Source organism: Streptomyces sp. NPDC047917 (assembly GCF_043204345.1).
Lineage (GTDB): Bacteria > Actinomycetota > Actinomycetes > Streptomycetales > Streptomycetaceae > Streptomyces > Streptomyces sanglieri.
Genome location: NZ_JBIDCA010000009.1, coordinates 140,784 through 154,613 on the forward strand (window position 1 = coordinate 140,784; position 13,830 = coordinate 154,613).

The 13,830-nt window shown below is 72.1% G+C and carries 10 protein-coding genes; 3 read left to right on the forward strand and 7 right to left on the reverse strand.

All coding sequences use genetic code 11. From position 1 onward, the window contains the following. Nucleotides 1-5: 5 nt before the first annotated feature. From ACGF8B_RS22615 to ACGF8B_RS22630, 4 genes are all read right to left on the reverse strand, one after another. A complete protein-coding gene (locus ACGF8B_RS22615) occupies nt 6-1,916 on the reverse strand; it encodes a BTAD domain-containing putative transcriptional regulator (protein ID WP_392741311.1) in 1,911 nt (636 codons plus the stop codon). A gap of 12 nt (nt 1,917-1,928) precedes the next feature. Continuing rightward, the gene (locus tag ACGF8B_RS22620; RefSeq protein WP_392741314.1) at nt 1,929-2,177 is read right to left on the reverse strand and encodes a hypothetical protein; all 249 of its coding nucleotides are present in this window, start codon (nt 2,175-2,177) and stop codon (nt 1,929-1,931) included. A gap of 270 nt (nt 2,178-2,447) precedes the next feature. Further along, entirely contained in the window at nt 2,448-5,036 is a 2,589-nt protein-coding gene (locus ACGF8B_RS22625) for an ABC transporter permease (RefSeq protein ID WP_392741317.1), read from the reverse strand. Next, nucleotides 5,033-5,821, reverse strand: a complete 789-nt coding sequence (locus ACGF8B_RS22630; RefSeq protein WP_392741319.1) for an ABC transporter ATP-binding protein — start codon at nt 5,819-5,821, stop codon at nt 5,033-5,035. The genes ACGF8B_RS22625 and ACGF8B_RS22630 overlap by 4 nt, the downstream gene beginning before the upstream one ends. 524 nt (nt 5,822-6,345) lie before the next feature. Between ACGF8B_RS22630 and ACGF8B_RS22635 the strand changes: the two genes are divergently transcribed. Then, nucleotides 6,346-6,810: a DUF485 domain-containing protein gene (locus ACGF8B_RS22635; protein WP_392741322.1), complete on the forward strand. Its 465-nt coding sequence runs from the start codon at nt 6,346-6,348 to the stop codon at nt 6,808-6,810. Beyond that, entirely contained in the window at nt 6,807-8,426 is a 1,620-nt protein-coding gene (locus ACGF8B_RS22640) for a cation acetate symporter (RefSeq protein WP_392741325.1), read from the forward strand. Before ACGF8B_RS22635 ends, ACGF8B_RS22640 begins: the two co-directional genes overlap by 4 nt. 146 nt (nt 8,427-8,572) lie before the next feature. On the opposite strand, the gene ACGF8B_RS22645 is transcribed toward ACGF8B_RS22640, so the two are convergent. Beyond that, a complete protein-coding gene (locus tag ACGF8B_RS22645) occupies nt 8,573-9,481 on the reverse strand; it encodes a MarR family transcriptional regulator (RefSeq protein ID WP_392741328.1) in 909 nt (302 codons plus the stop codon). Between the two features lie 431 nt (nt 9,482-9,912). On the opposite strand from ACGF8B_RS22645, the gene ACGF8B_RS22650 reads away from it, so the two are divergent. Beyond that, the gene (locus ACGF8B_RS22650) at nt 9,913-10,299 is read left to right on the forward strand and encodes a hypothetical protein (protein ID WP_392741331.1); all 387 of its coding nucleotides are present in this window, start codon (nt 9,913-9,915) and stop codon (nt 10,297-10,299) included. A 128-nt stretch (nt 10,300-10,427) separates the two neighbouring features. On the opposite strand, the gene ACGF8B_RS22655 is transcribed toward ACGF8B_RS22650, so the two are convergent. Both ACGF8B_RS22655 and ACGF8B_RS22660 read right to left on the reverse strand, forming a co-directional pair. Then, the gene (locus ACGF8B_RS22655) at nt 10,428-11,321 is read right to left on the reverse strand and encodes a cellulose-binding protein (RefSeq protein ID WP_392741333.1); all 894 of its coding nucleotides are present in this window, start codon (nt 11,319-11,321) and stop codon (nt 10,428-10,430) included. 195 nt (nt 11,322-11,516) lie between these two features. Next, nucleotides 11,517-13,829 carry an SUKH-4 family immunity protein gene (locus tag ACGF8B_RS22660; protein WP_392741336.1) on the reverse strand — a complete coding sequence of 771 codons (2,313 nt, stop codon included), beginning with the start codon at nt 13,827-13,829 and terminating at the stop codon, nt 11,517-11,519. Nucleotide 13,830: the final 1 nt, after the last annotated feature.

Sequence of the window (13,830 nt, forward strand, 5' to 3'; positions counted from 1 at the left end):
GGGGGTCACACCTTCTCTGTGCGGCGGATGCGTTCCTGGTCGGTTCTTCGCGCGTGGGCGCGGAGCAGTTCATGGATCCGGTACGGGCCGGGCGGGCCGTCCTCCAGCAGCCCGGCGTCGGCGAGCCGTTCCAGCACCGCCTCGGTGGTGCCCGGGACGTCGTCGGCGGTGAAGGCGGACCCGGTGCCGGTCGCGGCCCGGCGGAACGCCTCGGACAGCCTCGGGTCGAGCCGGGCCAGCGCCCCGTCGAGGACGGCGGTCACGGACAGGCCGGGGGCGTCGGGGAGGGCGAGCCGGGCCAGCGGGTCGTCGCCGAACCAGTCGACGGCGTCGCCGAGCGACAGGGCGGGCCGGGTGAGCAGCCGGGCCGTCAGGATGCGCAGGGCGAGCGGCAGGTGGCCGCACTGCCCGGTCAGCCGGCGGGCCGCCTCCGGTTCCGCCTCGACGCGTTCGGCTCCGAGGACGGAGACCAGCAGGGCGTACGACTCGGCCGCGGTGAACACGGAGAGCCGGTGCACCCAGCCGCCGTGTGTGGCGACGAGTCCGGCGAGACCCATCCGGCTCGTGACGATCACCGCGCCCCGGGCCTGTGCGACGGCGGACAGCAGCGGGCGTACCTGGTCGGCGTCGACGACGTCGTCGAGGACGAGCAGGACCCGCGCACCGTCCGTATCCCCCGCACCTCCCGCACCTCCCGCGCCTCCCGCACCGAGGGCCGCGTTCACCTCGGCGGCGAGTTCGGTGGCGGGGCGGGCCTCGCCGTCCGGGCGGGTCGCCCGGACGACCGGCCGCCCGCCGGGGAAGGCGTCCCGCATCAGGTGGGCGACGTGGTGGGCGAGGGCCGACTTGCCGACACCTGGGGCCCCCGACACCAGGATGATGGGCGGGTGCCGGTCGGCGTCGGCGGCGTACGCGGTCAGCCTGGCGGTCATCGCGGCGGTCTCGGCCTCCCGGCCGGTGAAGTTCGGCACCGGCCGGACCGCGGCAGCCGTGGGCGTACCGGAGGGTGCCACAGGCACCACGGCCACCTCATCGGCCACTTCCTCCACCGGAGCGGGAACCGGGGCCGGAACCAGGGCCGCAGCCGGATCCGGGCGCGGCACCGGCACCACCGCCCCTTCCACCACCCCCGCCCCGGGGAGCGAGGGCAGCGGCGCCCGGACGCCACCGGGCCCCAGGTCCTCGCCGCGCAGGATCGTGAGTTCCAGTTGCTGGAGGGCGGGCGAGGGATCGACCCCCAGTTCGTCCAGCAGGAACTCCTTGACCCTCCGGTACTCGGCGAGGGCCTGGGTCTGCCGCCCGGTCCGGTAGAGCGCCTCGATCAGTTGCTCGTGGAGCCGCTCGTGCCCCGGGTATACGCGCGTAGCGGTCCAGAGTTCGACGAGCGCCTCACCATGGCGGCCCAGGCCCAGCAGCAGGTCGCAGACCCGTTCCACGCTCCGTAGCCGCTCCTCGGCCAGGCGCGGCACCTCGTCCCGGTGGAGCACGTCGGAGCGCACGTTGGCGAGCAGCGCGCCCTGCCACAGCGACAGCGCGTCCTTCAGTTCGCAGAGCTCCGTCTCCGGGTCGTGGGAGAGCAGTACGGCGCGGCGCACCTGGTCCCGGAAGCCGAGCAGGTCGAGCGTGTGGGGTTCGGCGGTGATCCGGTAGCCGCCGGGGACCGCCTCGATCGACGTCTCGGTCACACCGTGCTTGGTGAAGAGCCTGCGCAGCCGCAGCACACAGGTCTGGAGTGCGGCCTTGGCGGTGGCCGGCTGTTCCTCTCCCCATACGGCCCGCTGGAGGTAGTCGGCGGACACGACGGAGTTGGCGCGCAGGAGGAGCGCCGCCAGCAGGATCGTCGGCTTCGACGGCGGGAGTACGACGGCCTGGGAGCCGTCGGCGAGGGTCAGGGGACCGAGCAGCTGGAACCGCATCGGGGGCGGGCCCTAGTCCCAGCCGTTGACCAGCTTGCACACCGGGACCGGGGCGGACACCGGGAGCTGGGCGAGGATCGCCTCCAAGTCCTCGCAGACCCGCGAGGCGCCGTGCGCGGGACGCGGTCCGTCCGCCGAGGGCCCCTGGGCGGCGGAGGCCACGGGGGCGCCCAGCACGAGCGAGGCGAGGGCGATACCGGTGACGGCGGCGGCGGTACGGGTCACGATGGCCGGCCGACGTGAGAGCGAGGAACTGAACACGTGTGTCCCCTTCGACAGTGGCGTCCCGCCGGGGGTGTCCCGGCAGGACGACGATGCCAGCGGGGAAGGCGCGGCAGCAGAGGCGTCCGTGTCAGCTTGCTGCACAGGTCACGGCAGCATCGTGCAACCGGACGACGTCCCTCCGGGCAGGGGCGCAACGCGGTGCTCCGTACGGCCGGGCGGCCTTGTAGGGGCATACGAAATCCGGCCCCGGGGTGTTTGGAGGAACACCCCGGGGCCGGAACGGTCAGTCTACGCGGGCCGCCCGCGTCACCCGTCGGTGGCGATCGCGTTCAGGACGTTCATCCTGCCCGCCCGGAACGCCGGTACCAGGGCTGCGAACAGTCCGACGAAGGCCGAGGCGACGAAGACCGTGAGGATCGTCGGCCAGGGGATCTCCAGGACGCCCAGGCCCTCCAGGGCGAGCAGCTTCTGGGCCGCCGTGCCCCAGCCCATGCCGAGGCCGAGACCGAGCAGGGCCCCGAAGACCGCGATGACCACCGACTCCAGGCGGATCATCCGGCGCAGCTGGCGGCGGGAGAGCCCGATGGCCCGCATCAGGCCGATCTCCCGGGTCCGCTCGACCACCGACAGGGCCAGGGTGTTCACCACTCCGAGCACGGCGACGATGATCGCGAGCGCCAGCAGGCCGTAGACGATGTTCAGCAGCTGGCCGATCTGGTCCTTGAGCTGCTGCTTGAAGTCGGCCTGATTCTTCACCTCGTACTGCGGGTACTTGGCGAGGGCGCCCTTGAGGGCGGCGTACGCCTCCTTCTCCTTGCCGTCCGCGGCCTTCGCGAACATGATCATGTTCTGCGGCAGGGTGTCGGCGGGGACGTAGCGCGCGGCGGTCGTGATGTTGGTGTACATCGCGCCCTTGTCGATGTTGACGTCGTCCGAGGTGATCGCGGCGACCTTCAGCTTCGCGGTCCCACCGCCCTTGAACGCGACGGTGATCCGGTCACCGACCTTGACGTGGTGCTCGGTGGCGTACGTGTCGCCGACCGACATGGCGTCCTTGCCGTACGCGTCGGAGAGGTCGCCGGAGACCGTCTCGCGGCGGACGTCGTCCTTGTACGTGGGGTCGGCGGCGACCAGGGCGTCCTTCGCGGTGGTGCCGTCGGGGGCGGTGAGCGAGGCGCTGACGGACTTGTACGAGGTGACGTGCTCGATGTCCCCCGCCGCCTCGACGGCCTTCGCCGCCTGGTCGACGATCGGTGCGCCGTCGCCGCCGGCCGGCTGGACGATGAAGTCGGCGCCGACGGACTTGTCGAGCTCCTCGGTGGCCGAGGCGACCATGGAGGAGCCGACCACCGAGAGGCAGGCGACCAGGGCGAGACCGACCATCAGGGCGGCGCCGGTGGCTCCGGTGCGGCGCGGGTTGCGCAGCGCGTTGCGTTCGGCGAGCCGTCCCACGGGGCCGAACATCCGCAGCATGACCGCGCTCAGCACCCGGACCACGAGGCCGGCCAGCAGCGGGCCGATCACAATGAAGCCGATGAGGGTGAGCAGCACGCCCACGCCGAGGAGCAGCGAGCCCTCGCTCGACCTGTCGGCCCTCGTCGCGGCGAGGAGCGCGGCGCCGCCGCCCAGGGTGAGGACCAGGCCGATCGCGGCCCGGACCCGGCCGGCCCGGCCGTCCGCCGGGGTTCCGGCCTCGCGCAGGGCGGCCATCGGGGAGATCTTCCCGGCGCGGCGGGCCGGGAAGTACGCGGCGACGACGGTGACGACGACGCCGAGCACCAGGCCGACCACCGGGGTCGTCCAGGCGACGGTGAGGTCGCCGGTGGACAGCTCCATGCCCATGGCACCCATGAGCTTCATCAGGCCGACGGCGAGGCCGACGCCCGCGCCGACGCCCAGGAGTGAGCCGACGACGCCGAGGAACAGCGCCTCGATCAGCACGGACCGGTTGACCTGCTTGCGGCTGGAGCCGATGGCCCGCATCAGGCCGATCTCGCGGGTGCGCTGGGCGACCAGCATCGAGAAGGTGTTGACGATCAGGAAGATGCCAACGAGGAGGGCGATCCCGGCGAAGCCGAGCATCGCGTACTTCATGACGTCGAGGAAGGAGCCCATCGAGTCCTTGTTGGCGGCCGCCGCCTGCTTCTGCGTCTGGAGCTTGTACGCGGAGGTGTCGCCGAGCGCGGTGGCGACGTTCTTCTTCAGCTGCTCGTCGGCCACGCCCGGTTCGGCGGTGACGGAGATCAGGCTGAAGACATCGGGCCGGCCGAGCAGCTTGGTCTGGGCGGTGGCGGTGTCGAAGTAGACAACCGCGGCACCGGGGTTGGTGACCTTGAAGGTGGCGATGCCGCTGATCCGCGCCTCGATGTCGCCGTTGGCGGTGATGGTGCGCAGTTCGTCGCCGAGCTTCAGGTGGTGCTTCTCGGCGGTGTCGGCGTCGACCATCACCTCGGTCGGGCCGCGCGGTCCGTGGCCGGAGGTGATCTCCATCGAACGGAGGTCGTTGCGCGTCCAGTTGCCCGCGATCGTCGGGGCGCCGGTGGTGGAGCCCATGTTCTTGTCGTGGCTGTCGACGACGGTGACGGACATGCTGGAGACCGCGCCCTCGGCCGACTTCGCGCCGGTGGCCTTCGCGGCCTTCCCGACGGCGGACGCGGGGATCGTGGCGGGCTTGCCGTTCTCCGGGAGCCGGTCGTCGTCCCGGGAGGTCTTCGGGCTGACGGTGACGTCGGCCGAGGTCACCGCGAAGAGCTTGTCGAAGGTGGTGCTCATGGTGTCGGTGAAGACGAGGGTGCCGCAGACGAATGCCACCGACAGCAGGACGGCGACGGCGGAGAGCGCCATGCGTCCCTTGTGGGCGAAGAAGTTCCGCCGTGATGTCTTCCAGACGGTCATGACGTCCGCCCGCGCGAGTCGAAGTCCTTCATCCGGTCGAGGACCTGGTCGGCCGTCGGGCTGTGCATCTCGTCGACGATGCGTCCGTCGGCGAGGTAGAGGACCCGGTCCGCGTAGGAGGCGGCCACCGGGTCGTGGGTGACCATGACGATGGTCTGGCCCAGCTCGTCGACCGACCTGCGCAGGAAGCTCAGCACCTCGGCGCCGGCCCGGGAGTCCAGGTTCCCGGTGGGCTCGTCGCCGAAGATGATCTCCGGGCGGGCGGCGAGCGCCCTGGCCACCGCGACGCGCTGCTGCTGGCCGCCGGAGAGCTCGGTGGGGCGGTGCTTCAGCCGCTCGGCGAGACCGACGGTCTCCACGACCTGCCGCAGCCAGTCGGCGTCGGGCCGGCGGCCCGCGATGTCCATCGGCAGCGTGATGTTCTCCAGCGCGTTCAGCGTGGGGAGCAGGTTGAACGCCTGGAAGATGAAGCCGATCCGGTCCCGGCGGAGCTGGGTGAGCTTCTTGTCCTTGAGCCCGGTGATCTCGGTCTCGTCGAGGAAGATCTGCCCCGAGCTCACGGTGTCCAGGCCGGCCAGGCAGTGCATCAGGGTCGACTTGCCGGAGCCGGACGGGCCCATGATCGCCGTGAACTGCCCACGGGCGATGTCCACGTCCACATGGTCCAGCGCGACGACCCGGGTCTCCCCCGCCCCGTACGCCTTGACGACCTGCCGCGCCCGAGCAGCGACGGCCGCGTTCCTTCCAGTGCCCCCGTGCCTGGGAGTGGCTACAGCCGTTGTCACGGTTTATCTCCTATGTCGGTCATCATGCGGCATGTGTCGGCGCACGTACAGATTCTGGTGTCGGATGCGGGTCCGGCGCACTGGTGCCCGGCGCAGTTCCCGGGTGGGGTTTTCCCCACCCGTACCCCCGGTTCCCACCGCCCCGGCGCTCGGATTCAGCCGCTTTCCGTGGTGTAGGAAACACGTTAAGGAACGGGCCCCCGCCGTCACGTCCTCCGCCGGGAGGAACCGCCCCTGCCCAGTTGTAAGGAGCTCCCCCTAAGGGTCTCGACCCGTGGGTGGAGACCGGTGTCAGGGGCTTCGATCAAAGGTGTACCGGGGACCGCGCCGGAAGGCCGCGTTCACAGCCGGACGCCATCTCCGGTTCACCCGGCCTCACACAACTGAGCCATTACCGCTGGTAATTCGCGCCACCCATTCCCCAACTACCGTACCCACGAGTAATGTTCGCGCATCCGCACGCACCCGCACTCCTGCCTTGCCGCCCGCCCCAGGACCCGAGCCATGCAAGGAGCAGCACCCCGATGTCGCACGGAAACCCGCCCCCGACCCCCCACTCCTCCTGGCCCGGACCGCTGCCCAAGCCCGCCCCGCAGCATCGGCCGCCGCCCCCGCACCACCCCGACTACCTGCTGCCCTGGCAGAGCTCGGACACCACACCGGACCCCGGCTCACCGAACGGGGCCGACACCCCCGCGACCACCCCCGGCCGCCACAGCGACCTGCGCCGGCTGCGCACCGCGTACCGGCTGCTGCGGCGCACCGCGGCACTGACCGCGCTCGGCTACTTCGTGGTCTTCCTGCTGCTCTCCGGATACGCCAAGGAGCTGCTGGACCGCCCCCTGTTCGGCGGCCTCAACCTCGGCCTGGCGCTGGGCCTCTGCCAGCTCCCCGTGACCCTGCTCGCCATCCACCTGTACGAGCGGACCGCCCGGCGCACGGTCGACCCGCTCGCCGCCCGGATACGAAGAGCGGGAGCGGCCCGGTGAACGGATTCGACAACTCCGCGCAGTCGATGTCCCTGGTGGCCTTCCTCGCCGTGGGCACCGTGGCACTGCTGCTCTGCGTGATGACCGGTCCGGACCGCGACGACGTCGACGAGTTCTACACCGGCTCCCGCTCGCTCTCACCTCTGCAGAACGGGCTCGCCCTCGCGGGCGACTACCTCTCCGCGGCCACCGTGCTCGGCACCACCGGCATCATCGCCCTCACCGGCTACGACGGGATGATCCTCGCCCTGAGCATCACCCTCTCGCTCGTGCTGCTGATGTTCCTGCTGGCCGAACCGCTGCGCAACGCGGGCGGGTTCACCATGGGCGACGTACTGATCCGCCGCGCCCCCGGCCGCGCCGTCCGCATCACCGCCTGCGCGGCCACCCTCGCCGCGCTCATCCCGATGATGGTCGTCCAGCTCGCCAGCAGCGGCGATCTCCTCGCCTTCATCCTGGGATTCGACACCTCCGGATTCCGCACCGGCGCCATCATCGGGCTCGGCACCCTGATGATCGGCTACGCGGCGATCGGCGGCATGAAGGGCACCTCGCTGATCCAGATCGTGAAGACCGTGGTCCTCTTCGTCGCCGCGTTCACCATCGCCGTGATGATCATGAACCGGTTCGACTGGAACACCGACTCACTGATCTCGGCCGCCCGCCAGAGCAGCGGCGCGGGCGCCGACTATCTGCGCTCGGGGCTCCAGTTCGAGGGCAGCGGGCTCGACATGGTCAGCTCCGAGCTGACCGTGGTGCTCGGCGCCGCCTGCCTGCCGCACGTCACCATGCGCATGTCGAGTGCCCGCTCCACACAGGCCGTCCGGCGCTCGATGTCCTGGGCGGTCTCCGTGGTCGCCGGGATCTGCCTGCTGCTCGTCGTGATCGGCTTCGGCGCGGGCGCGCTCGTCGGCCACGAGGGCATCACCGCCGCCGGGGCCTCGGGGAACAGCGCGATCCTCCAGATCAGCGGAGAGGTCGCCAACGGTACGCAACTGGGGGCCCTGATCATCACGACGATGACGACGGCGATCTTCCTGACGCTGCTCGCCTCGGTCGCCGGAATGATCCTGTCCTGCGCCAACTCCCTCGCCCACGACCTGTTCGCACACGGACTGCACGGGGTGCGCGACCCGGACCGCAAGCCGCTGGCCGGCCTCTCCGAGATGCGTACGGCACAGGCCTCGGCGATCGTGATCGGGCTGCTCGCCACCACACTCGCGGTCGTGGCCAGGCACTGGAACGTACAGGCGCTGGCGACGCTCTCGTTCTGCGTCGGCGCGTCCGCGCTCGCCCCGGCGCTCCTCTACAGCATGTTCTGGCGACGCTTCACCCGTACCGGACTGCTCTGCACCCTCATCGTCGGCACCCTCACCACCCTGGTGCTGATCACCGGCACCAACCTGGTCTCCGGCTCCCCGAGCTCGGTCTTCCCCGACCACGACTTCAACTGGTTCCCGTACACCACCACCGGGCTCGTCTCCATCCCGGCCGGATTCCTGGCGGGCTGGCTCGGCACGGTGCTCCCCCGCCACACGGCCCCGGCGGCACGCCGCCTCTACCAGAGCGAGGAGCCCCGGATCCTCGCGGGAGTACCACCGGCGGCCCGGCGCTGAACCCGGCCGCCGCACGCTCCACGGCATGCTGTCGGCAGGCGGCACGACGACAGTCCCGCACACTCCGGGTGGAGGGTACGCGGGGCTGTCGTCGTTGCACGGGACTGCCGTCGCCCAGGGCGGAGACCGCCACCCCACGGCATCGGTCAGACCGCCGGACCGGACTCCCGGCAGTGCCTGCACAGGCCGTCACGGAACGCCTCGGGCCTCCCGGGCGCACCGCACTCGGTGCACTCGACCATCAGGCGGCGTACGGGAGTTGCCTGCGCGGTCGGGGGCGCGGCGGGCAGGCGGGGCGGGAGTTTGTCGTGGAGGCGGCGGCGGACGAAGCCGAAGGGTGAGTCGACGGACGCTGGGAGCCCGGCGGTGAGTGCGTGCGTCAGGTAGTCGGCGTCCACGCCGCGCGCGAACCACTCGGCGGCCGCCCGCTCCAGTGCAGCGCAGTCCGCCGCCGAGAGGGCCAGGCGGGAGTCGGTACGGCCCAGGCGGGCCAGGGCGGCGAAGGCGGGAGAAGGTCCTGGCCGTGACTGCGGCTGCGGCTGGGGCTCCGCAGTGCGCTGTTGCGGTACGTGTACGGGCTCGGGCTCAGACGCGGGCGCAGGCGCCGGGGGTTCCACCGGCTTCGCGGTCGGCAGCGGTGCGGACCGGCGCTCCTCGGCAGCGAGGAAGGCGTCCCACCACTCGTTGTCGTGAGCGGCCCGCGACCAGAAGGTACGCGTGACCCAGCGGACCTGGCCGTCGCTCTCGCCACTCAGGCACCGGACGTGCCGCAGATGACCGGCCACTCCCAGGGCCCGCAGCGCGCTGCCGATGGCCATCTGTCCGTACAGGGGCTGGCTCTTCCCCAGCGACTTGATGTCCATCGCCGCCCCCTCGGGCAGCGCGTCCACATAACCCGCGATGTGCCGCTCGCGCTCGGGCAGCAACGTGAAGTCGGCCTCGGGCGGCGGACATTGCTCCGGAACGGATCGCTTTCCGTAGCCGGGGCGGGCCTTCGGGTGCGGGCGCGAGGATGCGGACGCACGCAGGGCAGGGCTAAGGTCTGAAACAGCCACGGGATCGCTCTCTTCGATCTTGGGGTCAGACCCCGGCCGGTGCTGGTAACACCGCGTCGGGGTCGTTGCGTTGGCACCGTAAGCAGCCGCGACTCCGCGCCGCAAGTCGGTCACGACTAGTCATACTTGCTGGCCGCGACGGGTCCGGGAGGGTGGGGAGGTTTTCCCAACCCCCTTCATTTCCCTACCGGTTGTATGACATCGCTCGAATCCCGACACCCGGATCCCGGCCCCCGAAGCCCGAAGCTCAAGACCCGGCCCCGGACCTCCGCCCCGTCACCCGAAAGAGTGCACAGGTCCTGTCCGAAGCTCGAAGCCCGGCTCCCGAAGCCCGAAGCCCGAAGCCCGGAACACGGCTCCCGGATCTCGGATCTCGATGCGAGGCGCGTACGCCCCTGGCACAGGCGAACCAGGTCGGCGATTCTGTTCGCATGCTGCTCCCGATCATCCACAAGACGGCCGAACTGATCGAGGTCGTCCGCATCACCGACCCGAACAGGCATTTCGGCGCCGAGGACCTGACCGGGGACGAGGTAGCCCACTGGGAGGCACCCCAGGTCGATCAGGTCCTGGCACTGGTCGCCGACCTGCCGGACGGCGAGATGCGCCGCTGCTTCACCCCGGGCTGGGGCATCCGGGTCCACAGTGCCACCGGTCTGCTCTTCCAGCTGGCCTTCTGCTTCCACTGCCACGACGTACGGCTGTGGGGACCGGCCGTCCCGGACGAGCGGGCGGGGCTCCACAGCTTCGACGCGGACAGCGCGCCCGCGCAGGAACTCCTCGGACGGTTCCGTGCGGCTGCGGAAACGCCCGCATAGCCGGGTCGGATCGGACCGGGTCGGGGCGGACCGGGTCGGGGCGGACCGGGCCTGGTCGGGCCGGGTCGGACCAGATCGGGCCGGGCCGGGTCAGATCGGATCGGATCGCGATCCGCCGAGCAGCCGGTTCAGTCCTCCGCCGGGGCCACCCGTCCGGTGAGCGCCGCGAGCGAATTCCGTACGTGGGCCATGTGCGCCTGCACCTCGTCGCGGCCCTCCTCGTGCTCCCGCACGATCCGCTCCGTCTCCCGGACCACCCGCTCCTCACCGACCCTGGCCTCCGCGATCAGCTCCGCGGCCCGCGCCTCGGCGTCCTCCTGGCCGTGCCGGGCGGCCTCCTCCGTCTCCGCCAGCGCCCGCCGCGCCTCCTCCAACCGGGCCTCCGCCTGCTCGGTCAGCTCGTCGTGGTGCGCCGACTGCGCGGCCTCGGCGCCGGCCAGTTCGAGCTCCGCCGCCTGCCACCGCTCGGAGTGCTCCTGCTCCTGGTGCGCGAGGACGCTCTCGGTGCGGTGGCTCGTCTCCGTCATCATGGCCTCGGACCGCTCCCGCACCTCCGCGGCCTCCGTACGGGCCTCGGCGACCGCCTCGTCGGCGGTGCTCTGCGCCGTGGCCAGCGCCTCTTCGGCGTGGGCCACGGCCGCCGCCCGCATCGCCTCGGCGTCCGCCCGCGCCGAGGCGCGAAGCGCCCGGCCCGCCTCGTCCGCCGCGTCCGTGAGCGCCTGCGCCTCCTCCTGGGCTGCGCCCCGTACGGCCTCCGACTCGCTCCCGGCGAGGGCCAGGATCTGCTGGGCGCGCTCGCCCAGCGATTCGTAGTTCTGCGGGGCGAGCGTGGCGACGACCTCGCTCAGCCGGACCGACTCCGCCGACAGCTCCTCCACCAGCGCCGTCAGCCGGGACACCTCGTCCAGCGCCGCGTCCCGCTCGGCCGAAAGACCGGCCACCATGCGGTCCACCTGCTCCGGACGGTAGCCACGTCCCCGTACGCCGACGAAGCCATGCGCGGACACCGGTGCAGAACTCATCCTTGAAGCCTCTTTCCGACTCTCCGACCCACCAGCAATACGTCAAGGATGCGGCAATTGGTCAAGAAGTCGGAATCGATTGGCTGCATTCCGGACGGAAGCGACAGGCATCACAGACAACATGGACAACACGCGGCACACAGCACGGCGCCCGGCCCCTCTCGGGAACCGGGCGCCGTCAGCGGGCCTGCCGGGTCAGATCAACCCGTCCCACATCTGTTCCAGGAGCACCGACCACCAGCTCTCCGGCGACGCAAGCGCCGCCGGGTCCAGCGCCACCAGCTGGGCCTGGAAGTCAACGGTCCAGCGGCCCGCCTGCTCCGGGTTGAGCCCGAAGCGCAGCCGCCACATCCGGCCGAGCAGCGCCAGCGAACGCTGGAACTCCGGCAGCCCCGTGTTCACGAACTGCGGCAGCACCGACTGCCCGCCCGGACCCGCCTCGACCGGCACGGCCACGATGTTCGCGGTCCCGTACTGGACACAGATCGCCCGCCCGAAGTCCGACCCCATGACGAGGTACGACCCCGCGTCGGGGGCGGGCTGCACCTGGCGCTGCGCGGCAAGCTCGGCCAGCGTCGGCACCACCGGCTGACCCGGCTGCGCCCAGAAGAACGGCCCGAAGTCGGCGGGCAGCCCCGCCCACACCAGCGTCCGCGCCACGGTCTCCGGCACGCCCTGACGGGACACGGCGCGCTGGTCGAAGCGGCAGATGCCCTGCGGCCCGAAGGTCTGCAGCAGCTCCTCCGCGATGGCCTCCGGCGGCGCCGCCATCGCGGGCGGCATCTGCGGAAGCGGGGCCCGCACCGGCGCCGGACGGGCCGGACCGTCCGCCACCTGGTGCAGCTCGCCCTGGTGGGTGAGCAGATGCTGCATGCCCTGCTGACGGCTGGCGTGATCGGTGCCGTACGGGGCGACGCTGGTGATCCGCACCTGCGGCCAGGTCTCCCGGATCATCCGCGCGCAGTAGCCACCGGGCAGCTCGCAGGACTCCAGCTCGGTGTGCAGCTCGATGACCTGCTGCGGCGGCACGTTCATCGCCCGCAGCTCGTGCAGCATCTGCCACTCGGGGTGCGGGGTGCCGGGCGCCGAACGCCGGATCAGCTGCTGCTCGCTGCCGTCGGGCCCGCGGTAGCGCAGCACGGCCTGATAGCCGGGCCCGACGGTCGGCTGACCGTTCGGCGCCTGCGGATAGCCGTACGCCGCGGGCGGCGGGGTGTGCCCATTCGGCGGTACGGGGCCGGGGGCGCCGGGCGGGCCGGGAGGCGCGGGCGGCTGGAGCGGACCCGTGCCGCCCATGCTCGGGTCGGCCAGCATCGTCGCGGCATGATGCATCCCGCCACCGGGCGGAGGCGTCGAACCGGGCGGCGGAGGCGGCACCGGAGCACCGGGCGCACCCGGAGGACCGGGCGGCTGCGGCGCGCCGGGGGCACCGGGCGGACCGGGCGGGCCCGTCTGAGGAGCGAGCTGCGTCGGCAGGTACCCGCCCGCCGGGGCGCCGGGCGCACCCGGTCCCGAGGGCGGCGGTACGGGCGCGCCCGGCCTGGCACCCGGGGTTCCCGGAGCACCGGGCGGCGGCGGGGCCGACGGGCCTCCACCACGCGCGCCACGCGGCGGCACGACGGCCTTGCTGGTGGCCGCATCAGCGATGTCACCGGCACCACCCGCGCCCGGAGCACCCGGAGCACCCGACGGAGCACCGGGTACGCCGCCCTGCGGGCCGAGACCCGGCACGATCGCCGTCCGCGGCAACTGGCTGCCGCCCGACATCAGCGCCGTCGGCGCGTCGGCCGGCACGACCGGCGGCGGAGTGCCGTCGTCGTCGGCACCCGAGAGAGGCGGCGCGAACACCGTGGCCGGCAGCGGCACCGCCCCTTCATCGGTGTCCGCGTTCGTGTCCGTACCCGCCCACGGGGTGGACCCGGCGGGCACGTTCGGCACGGCAGCCGGAACACCGTCGTTGGCAGTGGGCTCGTACGCGACCTGACCGCCGTACGAACCCGGCGACGCCTGACCGACCGGGGCGACCGGGACGGCGGGCGGCGGAGTGACGGACGGAGCCGGCGAGACCGGCGCGGCCGGGGACGCCGGAGCGGCGGGAGCCGACGAGCCCTGGCCCTGGCCCTCACGACGATCCGGGATGCCCAGCTTGTCGGCCGCTTCCTGGAGCCACTCCGGGGGGCTCAACAGGAACGACGTCTGATTGAGATCGATGCGCTGCGGCGGCTCCGGAGCAGCCGCGGCAGCCGCGCCGACGCCGTACTCCTCCTCGTACCGCCGGATCACCTCACCCACCGGCAGCCCCGGCCACAGCGTGGCCTCACCGCTGTCCCTGGCGATCACCAGCCGCTGCCGGCCACCGTCCGAGACCGGGCCCTCGGCACGGTCCTCGCCCCACACCACGAAGCCCAGCTCGAACTCCCGCACCCGCACCTCACGGTGCTGGTACGCGGGCACATCGCCGTTGATCCACTCGTCCGCGCGCTCCTGCGCCTGCGCAAAGGTCACCATC